The sequence below is a fragment of the Enterococcus mundtii genome, assembly GCF_002813755.1.
GTDB lineage: Bacteria > Bacillota > Bacilli > Lactobacillales > Enterococcaceae > Enterococcus_B > Enterococcus_B mundtii.
Genome location: NZ_CP018061.1, coordinates 320691 through 338872 on the forward strand (window position 1 = coordinate 320691; position 18182 = coordinate 338872).

15 protein-coding genes and 1 pseudogene are annotated in these 18182 nt (G+C 37.6%); 13 read left to right on the plus strand and 3 right to left on the minus strand.

Features of this window, described 5'->3' with window-relative positions; translation table 11 throughout:
- Positions 1-59: 59 nt before the first annotated feature.
- The 3 genes from EM4838_RS01540 (at position 60) to EM4838_RS01550 (ending at position 3002) form a co-directional block, all read left to right on the plus strand.
- Positions 60-1199: an S-(hydroxymethyl)glutathione dehydrogenase/class III alcohol dehydrogenase gene (locus EM4838_RS01540; RefSeq protein ID WP_071866711.1), complete on the plus strand. Its 1140-nt coding sequence runs from the start codon at positions 60-62 to the stop codon at positions 1197-1199.
- Positions 1180-2022, plus strand: coding sequence for an S-formylglutathione hydrolase (gene fghA, locus EM4838_RS01545; protein ID WP_023519149.1), 843 nt, complete (start codon positions 1180-1182; stop codon positions 2020-2022). The genes EM4838_RS01540 and fghA overlap by 20 nt, the downstream gene beginning before the upstream one ends.
- Positions 2023-2405: 383 nt before the next feature.
- Positions 2406-3002 (plus strand): YitT family protein, encoded by a 597-nt coding sequence (locus EM4838_RS01550; protein ID WP_023519150.1) that lies wholly within the window; start codon positions 2406-2408, stop codon positions 3000-3002.
- Between the two features lie 28 nt (positions 3003-3030).
- Here the strand turns inward: EM4838_RS01550 and EM4838_RS01555 are convergent, their stop codons facing one another.
- Positions 3031-3288 (minus strand): VOC family protein, encoded by a 258-nt coding sequence (locus EM4838_RS01555; protein ID WP_023519151.1) that lies wholly within the window; start codon positions 3286-3288, stop codon positions 3031-3033.
- A gap of 172 nt (positions 3289-3460) precedes the next feature.
- On the minus strand, positions 3461-4081 hold the full coding sequence (locus tag EM4838_RS01560) for a helix-turn-helix transcriptional regulator (protein ID WP_023519152.1): 621 nt from the start codon (positions 4079-4081) through the stop codon (positions 3461-3463).
- A 1083-nt stretch (positions 4082-5164) separates the two neighbouring features.
- Here EM4838_RS01560 and EM4838_RS17095 point away from each other — a divergent pair.
- The 7 genes and pseudogenes from EM4838_RS17095 to EM4838_RS01595 all read left to right on the plus strand — a co-directional run bounded on the left by EM4838_RS17095 (position 5165) and on the right by EM4838_RS01595 (position 13812).
- Positions 5165-6640, plus strand: a pseudogene (locus EM4838_RS17095) (helix-turn-helix domain-containing protein).
- A gap of 265 nt (positions 6641-6905) precedes the next feature.
- Positions 6906-9608 carry a BspA family leucine-rich repeat surface protein gene (locus tag EM4838_RS01570; protein ID WP_071866712.1) on the plus strand — a complete coding sequence of 901 codons (2703 nt, stop codon included), beginning with the start codon at positions 6906-6908 and terminating at the stop codon, positions 9606-9608.
- Positions 9609-9640: 32 nt separating this feature from the next.
- Positions 9641-10159 carry a hypothetical protein gene (locus EM4838_RS01575; protein WP_010736247.1) on the plus strand — a complete coding sequence of 173 codons (519 nt, stop codon included), beginning with the start codon at positions 9641-9643 and terminating at the stop codon, positions 10157-10159.
- Between the two features lie 25 nt (positions 10160-10184).
- Positions 10185-10742: a hypothetical protein gene (locus EM4838_RS01580; RefSeq protein WP_010736246.1), complete on the plus strand. Its 558-nt coding sequence runs from the start codon at positions 10185-10187 to the stop codon at positions 10740-10742.
- Between the two features lie 40 nt (positions 10743-10782).
- Positions 10783-11148: a hypothetical protein gene (locus EM4838_RS01585; RefSeq protein WP_010736245.1), complete on the plus strand. Its 366-nt coding sequence runs from the start codon at positions 10783-10785 to the stop codon at positions 11146-11148.
- A gap of 210 nt (positions 11149-11358) precedes the next feature.
- Positions 11359-12504, plus strand: coding sequence for a pectate lyase-like adhesive domain-containing protein (locus EM4838_RS01590; RefSeq protein ID WP_041684173.1), 1146 nt, complete (start codon positions 11359-11361; stop codon positions 12502-12504).
- A gap of 144 nt (positions 12505-12648) precedes the next feature.
- Positions 12649-13812 (plus strand): hypothetical protein, encoded by a 1164-nt coding sequence (locus EM4838_RS01595; protein WP_023519158.1) that lies wholly within the window; start codon positions 12649-12651, stop codon positions 13810-13812.
- Positions 13813-14029: 217 nt separating this feature from the next.
- Here the strand turns inward: EM4838_RS01595 and EM4838_RS01600 are convergent, their stop codons facing one another.
- Entirely contained in the window at positions 14030-15547 is a 1518-nt protein-coding gene (locus EM4838_RS01600) for a helix-turn-helix domain-containing protein (protein WP_023519159.1), read from the minus strand.
- Between the two features lie 265 nt (positions 15548-15812).
- Between EM4838_RS01600 and EM4838_RS01605 the strand changes: the two genes are divergently transcribed.
- The 3 genes from EM4838_RS01605 to EM4838_RS01615 all read left to right on the plus strand — a co-directional run bounded on the left by EM4838_RS01605 (position 15813) and on the right by EM4838_RS01615 (position 18171).
- On the plus strand, positions 15813-16184 hold the full coding sequence (locus EM4838_RS01605) for a hypothetical protein (protein ID WP_023519160.1): 372 nt from the start codon (positions 15813-15815) through the stop codon (positions 16182-16184).
- Positions 16185-16206: 22 nt separating this feature from the next.
- Entirely contained in the window at positions 16207-17010 is an 804-nt protein-coding gene (locus tag EM4838_RS01610) for a WxL domain-containing protein (protein ID WP_071866713.1), read from the plus strand.
- Positions 17011-17085: 75 nt separating this feature from the next.
- Positions 17086-18171 (plus strand): WxLIP family cell surface protein, encoded by a 1086-nt coding sequence (locus EM4838_RS01615; protein WP_010736238.1) that lies wholly within the window; start codon positions 17086-17088, stop codon positions 18169-18171.
- The last annotated feature ends 11 nt before the right edge of the window (positions 18172-18182 follow it).

Consider the following 18182-nt stretch of genomic DNA (forward strand, 5'->3'; position numbering starts at 1 on the left):
TTGCGGTTTCGCTCGCTAACTAAGAACCAGACGAGCGGAATAAGAAAGAAGGAAGAAAAATGAAAAGTAGAGCTGCCGTAGCATTTGAACCAGGAAAACCGTTAGAAATCGTTGAAATCGATGTTGCTGATCCGAAACCGACGGAAGTCATGGTAAAAATTTTGTACACTTCTGTCTGTCATACAGATGCGTTTACCTTATCAGGGGAAGATCCAGAAGGAGTTTTTCCTGCGGTCTTAGGTCATGAAGGCGCCGGTATCGTTGTCAAAGTTGGTGATGACGTGTCATCTGTTGAAGTGGGGGACCATGTGATTCCGTTGTATACGCCAGAATGTGGAAAGTGTGAGTTTTGCTTGTCAGGAAAAACCAATCTATGCTCTGCTGTCCGTGAAACGCAGGGAAAAGGTCTAATGCCAGATGGTACGACACGTTTTTCTTACAAAGGCGAGCCGATTTATCACTATATGGGTACGAGTACGTTTAGTGAGTATACTGTCGTCAATGAAATCAATTTGGTGAAAATCACAGAGGATGCTCCTCTAGATACCGTTCCACTATTAGGGTGTGGCGTAACGACAGGGTTAGGTGCTGTTGACAACACGGCAAAAGTTGAAGAAGGTGCTGTCACAGCTGTTTTTGGACTAGGAGCGATTGGTTTAGCAGTAATCCAAGGCTTGAAAAAAGCTAATGCTAAACGAATCATTGCAATCGATATGAACCCTGAAAAATGGCCGTTAGCTAAAAAAATGGGCGCAACGGATTTTGTTGATCCTAAAACACACGATCGTCCAATCCAAGAAGTCATCGTAGAAATGACCCAAGGTGGCGTAGATTATAGTTTTGAGTGTATTGGCAATGTGGAAGTGATGCGTTCCGCGCTTGAAGCATGTCACAAAGGCTGGGGCGAAAGCATCATTATCGGTGTAGCCGGAGCTGGAAAAGAAATCCACACGCGTCCGTTCCAACTAGTGACTGGTCGTGTCTGGCGTGGTTCGGCTTTTGGCGGTGTCAAAGGGCGAAGCCAATTGCCAGGTATAGTGGAAGATTACTTGAACGGTGGAATTGATTTAGATTCATTCATCACCCATCGTTTAGATTTTACACAAATCAATGAATCACTTGAGCTGTTGCATCGTGGAGAATCCATTCGTACTATGCTCACTTATGGAGGTGATACTGATGGAACTACAGAAAATTGAAACACATCGGTCGTTTGGCGGGCAACAAATCAAATATCGTCACCTGTCAGAAACGCTACATTGTGAGATGACATTCAGCGTGTATCTACCAGAAACCACTGTTGAAAATCAAGAAATCCCACTCATTTGGTGGTTAGCTGGTTTAACAAGTACAGATGATAATTTTAGTATCAAAGGTGGATTCCAACGCTATGCAGCAGAACAGCAAATCGCCTTCGTCATGCCGGACACATCGCCTCGGGGGGATGTTGCTGACAGTGAAGATTGGGATCTCGGTCAAGGGGCTGGCTTTTACTTGAATGCAACACAAGAACCTTGGAAGAAAGACTTCCAAATGTACGACTACCTTACGAAAGAGCTGACTGAGATCATCTACTCCTTGATCCCAAATCTTTCTGGAAAAGAAAGTATCATGGGTCATTCCATGGGTGGGCATGGTTCGTTAGTGATCGGTCTGAAAAATCCAGCACGCTTTGCTTCGATCTCTGCTTTTGCACCAATTTCGAACCCCTCAAACGTACCATGGGGACAAAAAGCATTCACCGCTTATCTAGGTCCTGACCAAGCGACATGGAGTGAATGGGATGCCACTGAGCTGATCAAAAAAGAAACAACCAGTCAACCGCCTATCCTGATCACACAAGGGACGGCTGATCCATTCTACGAAGTCCAGCTCAATGAAGAAGCTTTTTTATCAGCAGCAGAATCAGTGAAACACGAAGTTTTCTACCGAAAAGAAGAAGGCTATGATCATAGCTACTTCACCATTGCTACATTTGTAGAACAACATATTGCTTTTCATGCGAGCTATTTGAAACAGTGAAAAGACCATTGTAAGAGATGGAATGTGAGTCAGACAAACGAGCAACTAACTGGAAAATCAGAGGAAGACAGAACGATGCAACTATAAGCAATAAGCAGTGAAACCTGAAATTTTTTTTGAGAGATACCTCTTTAGTTTGACTAGATCGTGCACAGAGCCACGAAAGCCAATTAGTGAAAGGAGTTCTGCCGGATACTAGTTTCAATTGTTTATAGCGGTGTAATTCTGTGAGTCAAAATTAAAAAATAAAATTAACAGGTTTACTTTTTAGAATAGATGTGTTAACTTAATTAAAGTTTCGGAGGATCCAAAGGGATTAGATAAGAATATTCTTATCTAATCCCTTTTTGTGTTCTTGCATTAAAAAATATTAGGAGGCGCATATGAAAAATCTATTCAAATATTTAACGATTACTTTGGGGCTGTGGATACTATCAATTAGTATCAATATGTTTTTTGGCCCACATTATATTGCTGCTGGAGGAACGAGTGGTCTAGGAATATTACTTGAATACCTTGTTCAAGTAAATCGTTCACTCGTCGTGCTAGCATTAAATTCAGTTATGTTGCTATTAGCAATCATTTATTTAGGTAAACAAGTATTTATGAAAGTTTTATATGGCAGCTTAGTTCTACCGTTATTGTTAACTTATGTACCTAAAATAATGTTTACTGAAAATAAAATTTTATCGATCGTTTTGGGGAGTCTAATTTTTTCTGTAGGTATGTCCATTGTTTATTCACAAAATTCTTCTAGTGGAGGAACGTCCATTCCACCGATAATTTTAAAAAAATATTTCAATATAAAACTCTCTACAGGCTTGTTTTTCATAGATGGTATAGTCATACTGCTAAATTGGAGTATTTTTGGTTTTGATCAATTTTTACTTGCCTTGACTTCAAATATTCTAGTTTTTCTAACGATGAACCTATTCTCTAAGATATCCTATAAATCTATTGAGAATAGACAAACTTCTTAGAGGTGGATAATTTAGTTATTCTTGGAGTTTAGGAGATACTGTAACGCTCTTTGACAATTTCTAGTGGATCACCGAAGCGTTCAGCGATTTTCGGAAGGCTCAATCCTTGCGCATATAGACGATTGAAGACACCTTGAATGCTTTCTGAAACTTCAACGATATGTTTATCGTAGTCGTAAAAACGAAACACTTTTTGTCCCCAGTCATAGGTCAATGTATCGTGGATCACTTCGATTTCTGAATCAGAAGTTGTAAGTAAAAAGCCTTTCCACTTGATTTTATTCATGATTTCATCTCCCTGAACTTGATCGAGCAACTATAGCATGAGAATTTTAGACTGTATTGTAAATACACGACATCTCACTTTGCTCACGACGTATCATCTAATCCAAAGGTTGTGCTTTGAACTCTTTACAAAGCTGGACAAATTCGAGTGGTGTAAAGCCGATATGTTTTTTTTAATCTTTGATCAAGTGAGACTGATCGTAGTAATGCAACGCAATTAACTTTTTTTCACTAGCGTGAGGATCGGTTAGTATTTTCAAGCAGTACTGAAAACGCAATGTAAGCAACATCAGTTGCGGTGAAATGCCATAATACTTCTTAAATAACTGTTGGCATTGCCGTGTGCCTACAACTAAATCCTGACACAAATCTTGAATTGTAGAAGCAGGGATTTGGCTAAATCGATCAATCAATTTGATAAACTGGTTTGGTGTATGTCCTTCAATCAATTGATGGAGGTAATCAATAAAATATTCTTTTTGTTGAGAATAGGATAGGGAGAAGAAATAGTCGAGGTTGAAAGGTATCTTAAACTCACTAATTGCTATAGAAATCATACTCTGTTTTACTGATACCTGAAAATTCGATGATTGCTTTTTGAAATCAATGAAAAGATCGATACACCCATCTGGAATGATCAAATCATTCACTTCGTAGGAATCCTGAGTCAAGGATTGGTGTTCCCATAGACAAATCACAAAGTCTTGTAATGAGGGAATGACAATTGCTGGATACTTGAAATATTTCTGATAGATTGGGTTGACGATATAGGGTACTTGAATTGGAGAATACATGGATCACCTACTTGTTTATGGTTCTGTTCCTTTCTATCAATTATAGCATGTTGATGAGATGTATCTGTCTATATCACTAAAGTAAGTACGCAATTGGGATTGTCGGTGATAGTGTCAGCGTATCTAGGCGAAATGAAAAAAGGCGTTGGATTGCTATTTGTCGCTAAATAGGATGCTGGTGTGAAAAAATCAAAGAGATAAGCAGAGATCTGTTAATTGGTAGAGGGGTAAATGAGTGGATTGGCTAAGGGAAAAAATATGTATGCTCAAGCTAGACAGTAAAAACCTAGGATAGATACCACAGTGATCGCTGGTTCTTATCCTAGGTTTTTGACTATTCTGACTGGTTATAAGGTTACGCATTTACCGTTCTGATTTCTCATCTTCTATTCCATAGGTAAGTGATTGTTAAAGTGAATAAAATAGTCGTTGTTAATGTTAACAGTATTGGTGAAAGAGAAAACTCTCCACGTTGATCCCAATAAATTATTTAATTGGATATGAACAAAATATTCAACATGTATTTCTTCTACGTATTATCTGACGAAGGAGAAAGACATGTTTTTTTATTTATTGGATTTGTTTTGTAGGATACTAGAGCAAGGAAGACAAAAAACGATAATAGCAAATGGATTTTAAGGGAGATCAAGAACTTGAGTTTATGGATAATAAGCAAGAATACATGAACAAATTGTTATAAATAAGTTGGTTCTATGTAAGGTGTATCAGCTTTTTTGGATCATACATGGTTAATAACTAATAAGATTGGTCAGTTAGCAAAAATACTCCTTTTTATTTAAAGAATGACTTTGTTGGTAATGCTGTTTATAACAGTAGGGTTCATTTGGAATCCTGAAAAAAATATAAAAATGGGTACAAATGATCATTTAGAAAGCGTTGTGTAACTATTGAATAAATCATAACTACCATAAGGTTAAGAAGCAAAATAGAACGTTAAAATCTGTCACTTTTACGTTCGTTTTTTCTTTCAAGGAGAAACAATATAGTTTATCATTCCGATTGGTTGTGTTATTTATATGTAAGTATAAAGAAAAGTGTTCATTTAAAAAATGAGGTGGAAAATTGAAAGACTTACAATTGGCATTTATCAGTAATCGAACGACGAGTCGTTTGTTTCGAATATTGAGTATGATTGAACGAAGACGATTGTTTACGATTGGAGAATTGGCCGAAAAACTGCAAGTGACAGAACGAACGATTGCCAATGATATCAAGTACATCAAAGACTATTTTGATGATTGTATCAGTTTAGATTCAGGAAATAGTGGAATCTTTTTTGAAGAAAAAAAAGCTTCGATGTATCAAGAAAAAAAGCAGAAATTACTTGAGAATGAGTGTCTATTTGAAATCATCGGGAATATTTTTTTAGGAGAATTATCAACAATCGATGAACTTGCCCATCACTATCATTTTTCAGAGAGTACCTTTCGCCGGCTATTGAATCGAACAACCACAGTATTGAAGAGCTATGGACTGCAGTGGGCATCCAACCCGTTGTCGATTGAAGGAAGAGAAGCTAATTTGCGAAAATTCTTCAAAGATTTTTATTATGAAGGAGTAGAAACGCCCTATACGCTTGTTCCTGATATTGAATTACATGAATTGGTTTTAAAAAAATTAAGCAATAAATTGGGCCAAGATGAGGTTGGATCTGGAACTACGCCAGCAGCCTTTTATTATACTTTTTATATCGCAATCAAACGTGCGTGACTGGGTTTTTCTATAGAGATTCCAAGAAAATTAGCGAAATTAGCATACAAAGCAAAGAATTTTTCTCTCCTTCATTCTTTGAAAGATGACATCAAGAAACTTTATAAGGTCGAATTATCAAAAGAAGAATTCGCTTGGATTTATTTAGTCACTGTCTGTAAACGTACCCTAGATCATGAAGAATCAGAGAAAAAGTTTTATAAAGATTTTCATGAAGGCACAGAAATTTCTCAACTCACGAATCGATATTTAAAGGAATTTGATTTCCCTAAAAATATTGATCAAAAAATCACAACATTCTTACGCTCGTTTTTTCTATCTAGAAAAATAAATGATTTGTTATCACCTGTCTTAAATAAAGAGGCGATAGAGATAAAAAAAGCAGTCATACGCTCAGATAATGAGAATTATCAGCGGAATTTAGGTTTTTTTAAAAAAGAAAGGAAAAGCTACTCTATTTCTTCAAAATACATGGAAGATATAAGTGTGAGTTTAACGATTTATAGTAATTTGATTTTCGATTTTTATTTACCAAGTAAAACAATTTACTTTCTTCTGGAAGGGGATCATTTTGTTTGTCAACAAATTATAACTCGTGTACGTCAACAATTTGGGAGTAAACATACATTAGTTTTTTTACCGCTTTATTATCTAGCAGAAGAAGTATTGAACGCCGCACATATTGATTTAATTGTGACAAACTACAATCGCTATCTTTTAGATTACATCATTGAGAGCGATTTTCTTTTGTTAAAAGCTGTTCCAGATGAACATGATTGGCAACGATTAGAAAGAAAAATAAATCCTTATCGTAAAAACTATAATTAATATTTTTCCACAGTTGCTAATAAAAATAGCGACTGTTTTTTTTCATTTATTTCAGACGTTAATGAAATAGATGATTTTATTTCATTAAAAAATCAATGTAATCTTAGTGAAGTAATAAACATGCAAGTTGACTTACAGAATTTTTGAAAGAGAGTTATCTTCGAGCCAATAAAAAATGACAGTTGATAAAAAGAATGTCTAAACTTTGTTCGCTATAAGTTTCTAATAAGAATAATACAGTAGGTCAAATACTAGGAGGAGTGGTATGAACATAAATACAATTAGCCGAATCGTTGGAAAGTTATTATTGATCATGGTTTTGCTTTTACCCCAGCTCCCATTTCAACTAACCTATGCACATGATTATTCAAGCTCTTCTGATAATCATGAAGTAGCAGCAATTACGGAATATCCAGAAAAGCAAGAAGAATCGGGAAAAAAAGAAAGTGAAGAGGTAAGTAATCGTGCTACTGAATATCGTTTAGAATTAGTTGCAAGCCCACTAGCTGGTGGTAATCCTAGACGAACTGATTCGTCAGGATCGAATGTGGTATGGCTCCAGGTAGGACAGAGCATGGGTAATATGCACGCGTTCCCCAATCCCGGTTACCGATTTTTACGCTGGGAAGTCGTTTCAGGTCCAATATTCATATTTAGTCCAAATATCCCAGATCTTGCTGTAAGCCAAAGTGAAGCTGGAAACTCTGTGATTCGTGCAGTCTATGAATCGGTTCCAGGTGGGAATATTACTGTAAAGCATGAAGATGAGGAAGGAAATCAATTAGCTAATCCTAGCGTGCTGACTGGATTAGTTGATCAAACCTACACAACCGAAGCGTTAAGCATTAGTGGTTGGCAATTGAGTAAGACTCCCGAAAATGCCTCTGGGACTTTTAGAGTAGAAGAACAAACGGTTGTCTATACTTATGAGCCTGAACAGAATCTATGGGGAACGGTCCCTTGGTCGTATGAGGAAGGAACGGAAACAATCACATTATATGGTGGGGAAGCTGGCGAAGTAGCAGATGCTCCATGGAAAACCTACTCTTCGGTCAAACAAATTATTGTGGAAGATCAAGTGATACTACCAGAAAATTCAGAGAGGCTGTTTTCAAGCTTACGAAATCTGGAAGTAATTGAGAATATTGATAGATTGAATGTTTCAAATGTCGAAAACATGATGAATATGTTTTCCAATGCGTCAAGTCTAAGAGAATTAGATTTACTTAATTGGGATACATCAAATGTAATAAATATGAGCGGGATGTTCAGTTTCACAACTTCTTTGATTGAGTTAGATTTGAATAATTGGAACATGTCGAATGTAACCGATATAAGCTATATGTTCAATGGTACTTCCTCGTTGAAAACGTTACATGTGTGTGATTGGGATACGTCGAATGTCACAACTATGAGTGGCATGTTTCAAAATGCAAATTCCTTAATCGAATTGGATATAAGTAGCTGGAATACATCTAAGGTAACTAATACGAGCTTCATGTTCCAATCTGCAAACTCAATCACAGAACTAGATTTAGGAAATTGGAATACCTCAGCTTTATTTTCTACTATGTTTATGTTCAATGGTGCAAATTCTTTAACAAAATTAGATATCAGTAATTGGAATACAGCAAGCTTAAGTTTAGTTGTAGCTATGTTTAATAATACATCTTTAAAGACAATCGTTCTGGGAGAAAAAACGGTTTTCCCACCCACGTCATCAGCTGGTTCGACAAATTTGCCACAGATTGAAATAACTGATCAATATACAGGACGGTGGGTTTTAGAAGAAAGTTTAACGAGCGGAACTGGGGTTATCGCCTTTGAAAACTCAACCGAGTTTATGAATAACTATGATGGCACTTATCCAGGTACGTATATCTGGGAGCCAGTTCCTCCTGAACAACTCATTGCCAAATTTGACCCTGTGAGTGACCAATCTGTAGCGATTCATGGTCATGCCACAGAATCAGTTGACCATTTGACGATTACCTATAAAAACACAGAAGGAAGTACAGTAGTTCTTGAAAAAGATTCTCCTCGCATCGTCTGGGGAGAGTATCAAGATACCCAGGAGAAGGTTCGCTCGTTCCAAATCAATTTGACAGAAAATGAACGGCTTGAAACGGGGTCAACGGTCGAAATCAAACTATCCAAACCTTCAGGAGACACAACTGGTGATGTAGCAGAAGAGCAAACAGTCATCAAAGGGATTGATTATCGGAGCAATAACTTTACGTTAGATCGTTCTAAGCTCAATGAGTTAGCTACTGTCGAAGCATTACATGCGCTTATTCTTCAAGAAAGTCGTGCACAAGCAAAAAATATCTTATCTGAAGAAGACATGACCAATGATTTTCGCATCGTTGAGACCGATCTTTCGTTAGATAGCGAAGAAGACGGAAGTTACTACGCGATTCTTGAAGTCGGCAATAAAGCGTATCAAATGACGATTGATATTGATCTTACCTCCAAAGTTGAACATTTAAGGGTAACGATCCCTGTCAAAATGATTTTTGAATCATTGTATGACGAAGAAGAATCAAACCGCCAGTTTGAGAGCCAAACCTATGAGATCCACAACCAATCTTCGGTAGCTATTGATACGTATATCAACCAAGTTGCTATTGATGATTCTGCTGGAATCGTTCTTTTAAAAAAAGGGGAAGATCCACTGGATTATGCAGAAAGTGCAGTGGAAGATCCTAGTTATGAGGATATTACGAAGCCACTGTTGCGCTTGCATCTCCAAACGCAGGAGACAAAAAAACAGTTATACGCAACGATGCCAGAGCAACATTTGATTCGTTTATCTGAAGGAGATCGTACCCCCCTTTCCTTATCGGGAGAATTTTATGGGAATTATCCACGGTGGATTGATCATCCTGAACTTGAGCAAGGGGGCTATTACGAGAGCACACTTGTACCTAATTACCGAATCGTGTTACGATTCGTCCCACGAATTTAAAGAAAAAAATAGTTAACAAGGAGGTGAAGCCATTGGAGGAAACGAACCAAGCACAAAATAAGAATAAGCGTAAATGGCTCTTGTGGTTTTTGCTATTTTCGTTGATTGCCGGTGGTCTTGCCTATTATTTCAATCAATCAAAAGATCAGGTTCCATTGATCAGTGCGGATCTTTTACCAGCAGTTGGTGATGCCTCTGATCAACGCTTGGCGAAACGTGCGCAAGAAGTAGCCGATGCCAATTATTTTACATTACAAATCAATCCAGAAGCCGTCTTTGAGAACGGACAGAGTGAAGGCTCGATCGAGATTGTCAATCCTGGGACGAATGTTTATCCGATCGCAGTTGATATTTCTTTACTCTCTACTGGAGAGTTGATTTATTCTTCGGGTGCCATCCATCCAAACCAATTCGTAGAGAATGTAAAATTGGAAAAACAATTAACTAAAGGAGAGTATCCTGCTAAAGCCACCGTTAATATTTATGATCCTGAAACGAAAGAAAAACAAGGGGTCACTGAGGCGGAAGTAATGATTATCGTTAAAAACTAAAAAAAAAGAAAATGAGGGAATTTAGATGAAAAAAATAGTAGCAGCACTTATAAGTACAGCAACAATCGCAGGGATTATGGCAACTGGGACAATCGCTAGAGCGGAGCAAGTGATTGACGGGCGTGAAGGAGAGACGTCAGGAGACGTTCTTGTACGGGGGATCATCGGTGAATTCGATAATACGACACCTGGACCAAATCCTGAGGATTTGGATCAATGGATCAATGTGACGATTCCAACAACCGCCTTATTTTACACAACAAAAGCCTCAAATCATACCACAATTACGTCACCTGAACACACGATTACGAATAATTCTGCTGTTGGCGTGATTGCTTCCGTTTCTGGCGTAGATACACCAACGAATATGGCTGAAGTAGACTCATTGAAAGTGAATACGATTGATTTGTTTGAAGATGGCAAGCCAACAGAAACGGTAGCTGAACTTTTCAGACTCCAAGGAAATCAAGGGACGAATGAAGGAAAATTTACTTTCACTGGTAAAGTCACGCCGGTCAATGCCTCAGCAGAGTTAAACCCAACATTTAAATTAGTTTTGAGTTTCTCTCCTAATGTAGCATAAAAAAGAATCACTTAAATCCCAAAAAGAAGGGATCAATCGTATGCAAAGAAGAATGAAGTTGTTCTATATCACGGGACTATTCTTTATTATCGCTAATGGATTGCTTACTGAGGTAGTTGGTGCAGATACGACAACGGGACAAATCACTGTCACTGGACGAATTGGAGAAGACACTAGCACAGAAAAAAGTATAACGATCAATGGATCACATGGAAACGAGGACAAGAAGCACACCCTTGTCGCTGATATTTCCGAACTAAAACAAGGGAAGCTACCAAAAACAAACGCTTTGAGCGGTCAGCGTTTCTTGTGGCTTGGCTATTTACTCGTTACCGCCTGGCTTGTTATTTCGACTAGAAAGAATCATCGCTCAGGTAACAAACGTCCGAAAAAGAATAGTTACTAAAAACAAAATAATAAAGAAGAAACAAACCAATAGGTCTCCGTCATTGAAAGGGGCTTATTGGTTTGTTCGTTTCATGGTGGATGTATATGCCGAATGAGCACAACTTCTAGTTGTAAAAACAGAAAAATTCTTGCTTTGCAGAAAAAACATTTTTGATATTCCATTTTGCTTTCAGGTATGATCGCTTTATAAAAGGAAGGCGTGTTAGATATGAAAAAAATTATGCAGCTCAATTTGGTATTTTTTTTAGGAGGAATAATAGGCTTACTCTTTGTACGTTCAACAACAAGTGAAGCGACAATGCATGATTTCCAAACAAATCTTGGAATCGGAGTGAAAGAATCGGTCAATGGGATTTTACTGGAAGATGGTGAATCATTAGCCGATAACGTCCATCATTTTATCAGTGAAGATGGGGCGTACTATGTCGTAAACAAGGAAAATCGTAAAACAGTGGAGGTAAGAACGTGGTACCAATTTCGAAATGCTATCAATGATCAAAATGTCAGCGTTATCAATGTGTCAGCTAGCTTCAATACGACCTTTCATTCGTTGGATACGATTGATCGCCCATTGACGATCAATTTTATCAATGCTGCTCGTATAGATTTAGAAAATAATCATGCACTCAAGCTGGCAAAGCATTCTACTTTAGAAATCAAAGCGAACGCCAAGTCGCCTATATTTGTTAGTCAAAATCAATTAAAGCAACCATTTATCCAAAGTTCTTATGGGAGTACGATTCGTCTAGAAGGTGAGGTGGTCATCGGAGATGGTTCAACTGAACTGAGAGAGCAACCTTTTATTCGAACAGAAGGATTGATCGAGGTTCCGTCTGGCTCCAATGTAAGGATATATGAAGCAATCGAAGCAAATGATTTATTTGTGATCAACTATGGTCGTTTAGAATTACGCGCACATGAAATCACCCCCATAAAAATGGGGATCAATGGGACGATTAGAGTCGGTGAATTTTCTTCGTTAAAAGTGACGCATGGGGGGAGTCATTCAGTGATCAAAATGACTGGCGGGGAGATTTTTTTTGATAATCCGTACAGTATACATTTAAAACAGACTGGCTTCGGTGGGCTTGTCGCTCCATTGATCGATTCTTCTGCCGTACTCATGGAAATCAATGCCGTGAGAAACGCTTTTTGGGAGAATTATAATATGAGTTTTCGTCCCACCCATGTTTGGAATAGTCAATTACAGACACGACTGGGTGGCCCCCATGGTTCGCAAGTTCTTCGTTCAAATTCAGTTAGTTTTGAAAATCATTTTTTAGGATTTGATTCTTATCGAGAATATACTGCTGGAATGGAGATGCCATTATTTCCTGATACATTCCCGGAGTAACATGATTGAAGTAGAAATCACAACAGCTTTTGAAGAACCTTGAAAGAATCAATTAAAAAATTTCGTATAGTTACGAAAAAACACTTTTGATTCAATGTGAGTTCTTCGTTAATCTTAAATTATCAAATGAATGGAGGAAAGAAAATGAAACGAATGACTCTGATGAGTACCTTATTATTAAGTGGTATGCTCCTTGCTGGCCCAATTTCAGTAACGAATGTCGCTGCAAGTGAAATCGTACCAGAAGCACAATTATTGACAGAAGGCGAAACTGCTGGTGGTGTTTTTCTGAAAGATGGGGAAACATTATCAATGTATGGGGAAACATTTACAAATGATGAAGACGTGGAATTTTTTGTAGATGATCAAAATCGCACAACTGCATCCGTAAGAACATGGTCTGGATTTAGAAGTGCCATCAATAATTCAAATGTGTCAGTAATCAATGTCACTTCAAGTTTCAATAGCGCTTTAACTAGTCTAAACACAGTCAATCGAGCGGTGACAATCAATTTCCTCAATAATTCGACTATCAATATGAATAATAATCATTCCCTACATGTAGGGTTTGGTGGACATGTTCATTTTAACTCTAGCTCGAATCGACCAATTGTTACAAACGGAAACCAAGTCAGACAACCATTTATACAAGGTGTCTCTGGTTCAACAGTAAGTTTTTCTGGGAATACGTTGGTTGTTGGGAATGAACAAACAAGACAGAGACAACAACCATTTATCCGAACAGATGGTCTAGTGCAAATCGACTCTGGCTCCCAAGTGATCATGAATGAAGCCATCGTGGCGAATCAATTGAATGTGATCAACAATGGTAGTTTGACTGTCAATTCGAATATTTTATCACCTGTACAAATTTCAACAAATGGTCGGATGTATGTGGGGGAATTCTCAACATTTAAAGCAGATCATACTGGTGGAGAGCCAGTAGTAAAAGTCCTTGGATCTGGACATTTAACAATTGATAATCCTTACCAAATCCATTTAAGACAAACGGGTTCTGCCGCTTATTCTAGTCCATTGATCCATACGTTAGGAACAAATATCCAGATCAATGCCGTTCGAAATGCTTTCTGGGCGAATAATAATTTTGGACCAACACCGACTCATGCTTGGACAGCTCATCTACAAACACAGTTAAGTGGTGCAAATGGGAGTCAAGTGGTTTCTTCGAACATCAATAGCTTTACACAGAATTTCTTAGGATTCAATGGTTATCGAGAGTATACTGCTGGAAGTGCTAGTCAGCTGTACCCAGATACATTTCCCTCAACTGAATCAATGAACGACTAACGTTATCACGTTTTTACTCCCTCAAAGATTATTTCCATTTGAGGGAGTTTTTTTTGTCTTAAAAATCGATACATATTTGCAAATCTAAACAACAAGCATTTCATGATACAGGTGCTGATAAAATAATCGTAAGCCAAGGTTAGGAGTAATCGTAGACATAGTTAAAATCTGCTTAGCAAAGACCCATTCGAAAGGCCATTGGAGTATGGTGGATTTATCATTCGCATATGGATGAGGGAAAGCTCGTTTTGTCAGCTAAAAAATATTGATTGATGATTTTCGGATTGATTTTTTCGAGTAAGCGATTCCAATCAGAAGCAGAAGGAATAGACCGAAAAAGAATACATTCTGTTACTTCTTGGAATTCTTCTACATGTTCAGGATGATTAGTGATCAAAAAATCTATCTTGTTTTTAAGAAGATAGTTCTTGTTTACTTCACTAGCGTTTGGATAGAACACACATTGATATTCCATAAAATATTTATTCGATATGGCTTCAATGAACTGTATGACATGATTATTGCCTTCAAAAAGAAAGGCAATATTTTTTTTGTTTTTCCAGTAGCGTTCTCGAATGGTTTCAACGTAGATCACTAGGCTAGAAGCGAAATCTACTAAAAAGTCATGAGAGTATAGCGAATGATAAGCCGAGCTGTTTTCTAGAAAATATTGGTACTTACGACACTCATTCGGGAAGATTTTTTTAATAAATCGATTGATATCTTGCGTATTTCGATTAGCAGAAATGCACAAATATTCTTTCAGTTTCGCGGTTGTAAAAAAAGATTCTAAAAAGATCAGATTGACGAGCTTATTTTCATCGCTACAGTCTAATATCTCTAGAAACTCTTTTGCAAGTCGTTTGCTTTCTGGCCACTGATTGTATGTTGAACAAAATTGTTTTTCAACAATGATATCACTCATTTTTCTCTGTGTAATAATGCTACAGAATAAGAAAATCAGTTCATCTTCAGGCAAACGGATGCCGTAATATTTTTCAATTACGTCATTTATTTTTTCGGCATGTACTTGTTGCATCCGATCAGTCAGGACACAGCGTAAGTGGTTATTTACGTTCACAGTATTTCCCTGCATGAATCGCTCAACCGAGATATAAAGTAAGTAAGTGTATAAGAAAAATGAGGTATTTCGATAGAAGTCATTCTTATACAGACAACTGATTTCATTCACCGCTTGCTGAGCGGAAACAGAAGGGAAGATGGTGTGCGGAGTGATTTCAGATTCATAAAAGAACGTGCAAAAAAAATGTCGTATATCTGCTTCTTGACCAATGATATTTACGGGATCATGCGTGATATCCAAATCAAAATGAACTAACTGTGATTGGATTTTTTTGAGGTATTTCAAGAGGGTCGTTTTAGAGAGATGTAACTGATCGGACCAATCGTCAAGGGTATATAATTCAGCAAAAAAAATTTTCTCAAGAATTAAAAAAAGTGGCTCGTTCTCAAGTAAAGCAGTTTTTTTCTCTTCGTAAGTAACTAATTTTAATTGTTTGAATACATACCCCTGATGGGTAGATTCAATCGTGATCGAATCTTCAAAATAATCTCGGATCTGACAGATATCTTTACCAATTGTTCTAGAAGTGCTCTCAGTAAGTATTGCTAAGTCATTCGCGTTGCAACAAGCATTCTTTTCAAATTCATTGAGGATTTGAAGCCATCGTATCAGTGGTTTATTGGTAATGAAATTCAGTTGGAATGTTTTCAATGTACCCACCTCTCATAGATCAGTTTAGTTTAGGGTAGTTGATTCTTTGTTTTAGGTGTAGCTAATTTTAAGTAAATTATATCTATTAAGTATAATTAGTAAATAGTAATAATTTCAGAGTATGGTGAAAAACGCTAATTGCGAAAGAATGCGTGTGTTGTTTAAAGTATATAATGTACTCTTCTAAAAAACAAACTTGAGTCATAAAAATGTTATTTAGAAGAAAATAAATGTAGTTACCTAGAATAGGAGGAATGAAATAAATGTGAAAAAGAAGCCTTGGTATTTGTTATGGACCATTTTATTGTTTCTTGGGATGCTTCATCAACCAGTTCAAGTCTTTGCGGCAGAAGGCTCCTCTGTAGAAACGAATAAGAATGTAGGGTTTTACGGAGAAATCGATTATGAAGGGGACCCTAAACCACAACCACCTTCTGAAGAGCAGGCGCAACCCTCAGATAGAGACGAATATGTACAGGTAAATGGACAATTACCAAAATTAAATCAAGTGATACCAAGTTACGGGTTGCTGGGTCTACTAATTCTTTTATGGGTCATTCGAACTTGGTTAAAACGAAGAGATAAGAAAATAAACGAGCAAGTCGCACTATCAAGTAGATGTTTTACAAAAAAATAAAACAAATAGGGAGAACGAATAAATGAAAGCATTAAAACTAGTATCAATGTCAGTGTTATTAGCAAGTCTAGCAACAGGAAGTATGGTTGTTCATGCAGACAATACAGATCAGGATGGAACACTAAAAACGAATGGACAGATCCAATATCGTGAAGCGGATGAGGACAACGGTGAAACAATTGATCCAAACCCGGGACCAGAAGAAGTCATCGTACCTCCTACTCAAGATGGTGCTTTTGCAATTGCATATGTTGGTGATTATGATTTTGGTTTACGTCAAAATTCAGCATTAGATCAATCTTATCCAGCTGCCGCTTGGTGGTTTGACATCGATGAAGAATCAACTGATTTTCCTAATCCTGATATGAATAGCCCATGGGTCAATGAAGCGACAAAACAAGCTGCACGTACACAATTTGCTCAAGTACGTGACTTACGTGAAGACCTAACAGGTTGGAACCTGGCATTGAAACAAGAAGCACAATTTACGAATGGGGAAAGAAGCTTAAATGGTGCTCAAGTCAAGTTTGCGAATGGGACAGCTCAAAATACAAGTGACGAATTACCAACGATAAATTCAGGTTTCACGTTGATTCCGGAAAATAGCCGAGTGATCATGACTGCCGGAAGCAACATAGGCTATGGACTAAGTACTGCCATGTGGGGAGATAAAACCAACTTAGTGCAAGACAGTGAAGTAGATGGAGGATTGGCTAATCCTTCTGTACAATTAAGTGTACCTGGCACAACACGTACAGATGCTAATTCCAAATATACGACTAATTTATTATGGACATTGTCTGCAACACCGGCAAATATCAATTAACTAGCTAGAGATTTGAAAGGTTGATAAAAAACAACGATGCAGTCAGCATCGTTGTTTTTTAGAAAGGAGATAACTATGCCTTTATTGAACAAGTTTACAGCATCTTTTCTGGTTATGCTTTATGTAATGATCGGGTTTGTTGGTTTTTCTCAAGAGGTATTTGCCAATGGTGAACTAAATTTTAGTGTTCGCACAATTACGCCTGAAAGTCAATTTGGGGATGATAAAGGCTACTTTGATGTGGAATTGCAACCAGGAGAAACAGAAGAACTCACGTTAGTGGTGAAAAATGTTAGAAATATCCCGATCGATCTCTCGATCACAGCTCATACTGCCTACACAAATATCAATGGTGTGGTTGAATATGGCGGAGAAACTGACCAGCCCGATCCTACATTAAAAGTGGAAATGAAGGACTTACTGGATGTCGAAGATGAACCCATTCGTTTAGAAGCAGGAGAGGAAAAACGGATCGTTACAACCCTCACTATGCCTCAGGATGAGGTAGAAGGATTATTAGCCGGTGGCTTACAACTAAGCGAAGTGGCACAAGAAGAAGAGGAAGAGGATTCTGAGGATAAAGGAATGCAGATCATCAATTCTTTTTCTTATGTAATTGGTGTCGTAGCGAGTAATGATCGTACACAAACGATTGTTCCAGAATTGGCGCTTTTAGATGTATTTGCGGATCAAATAAATTATAGAAACGCCTTTAGTGCGACGATTCAGAATTTCTTACCTACTTTTGTGAATGAACTAAGTGTGGAAGCCTCGATACGTAGAGAAGGATCTGATACGATTTTATATCGAGCATCAGAGGAGATGATGCAAATGGCACCTAACTCCAATTTTAATTTTCCAATCTCACTCAATGGCGAACGTTTTAGAAGCGGGACATATGTGCTGAATATGACGGCTCGCTCTGGCGAACATGAATGGACTTGGGAAGAAACTTTTGATGTGACAGCAGACGAAGCAAGACGCTTGAACCAATCAGATGTTTCCGTTAAAGATACCAACTGGTGGTTGATTGCAGCAATCGTTCTAATCGTGATCATTATTAGTGTACTCGCCTATACGACATACAAAAATAAGAAAAAAGCAAAACTAATGCAAGAAAAATACATGGATACACTTTCAGAAAATAAAACAGATGACTAGAGGAGGAGGAC

Bases quoted from the DNA above. Each gene is read 5' to 3' on its own strand.
- EM4838_RS01540 (WP_071866711.1), top strand. From the start codon at position 60: ATGAAAAGTAGAGCTGCCGTAGCATTTGAACCAGGAAAACCGTTAGAA.
- fghA (WP_023519149.1), top strand. From the start codon at position 1,180: ATGGAACTACAGAAAATTGAAACACATCGGTCGTTTGGCGGGCAACAA.
- EM4838_RS01550 (WP_023519150.1), top strand. From the start codon at position 2,406: ATGAAAAATCTATTCAAATATTTAACGATTACTTTGGGGCTGTGGATA.
- EM4838_RS01555 (WP_023519151.1), bottom strand. From the start codon at position 3,288: ATGAATAAAATCAAGTGGAAAGGCTTTTTACTTACAACTTCTGATTCA.
- EM4838_RS01560 (WP_023519152.1), bottom strand. From the start codon at position 4,081: ATGTATTCTCCAATTCAAGTACCCTATATCGTCAACCCAATCTATCAG.
- EM4838_RS01570 (WP_071866712.1), top strand. From the start codon at position 6,906: ATGAACATAAATACAATTAGCCGAATCGTTGGAAAGTTATTATTGATC.
- EM4838_RS01580 (WP_010736246.1), top strand. From the start codon at position 10,185: ATGAAAAAAATAGTAGCAGCACTTATAAGTACAGCAACAATCGCAGGG.
- EM4838_RS01585 (WP_010736245.1), top strand. From the start codon at position 10,783: ATGCAAAGAAGAATGAAGTTGTTCTATATCACGGGACTATTCTTTATT.
- EM4838_RS01590 (WP_041684173.1), top strand. From the start codon at position 11,359: ATGAAAAAAATTATGCAGCTCAATTTGGTATTTTTTTTAGGAGGAATA.
- EM4838_RS01595 (WP_023519158.1), top strand. From the start codon at position 12,649: ATGAAACGAATGACTCTGATGAGTACCTTATTATTAAGTGGTATGCTC.
- EM4838_RS01610 (WP_071866713.1), top strand. From the start codon at position 16,207: ATGAAAGCATTAAAACTAGTATCAATGTCAGTGTTATTAGCAAGTCTA.
- EM4838_RS01615 (WP_010736238.1), top strand. From the start codon at position 17,086: ATGCCTTTATTGAACAAGTTTACAGCATCTTTTCTGGTTATGCTTTAT.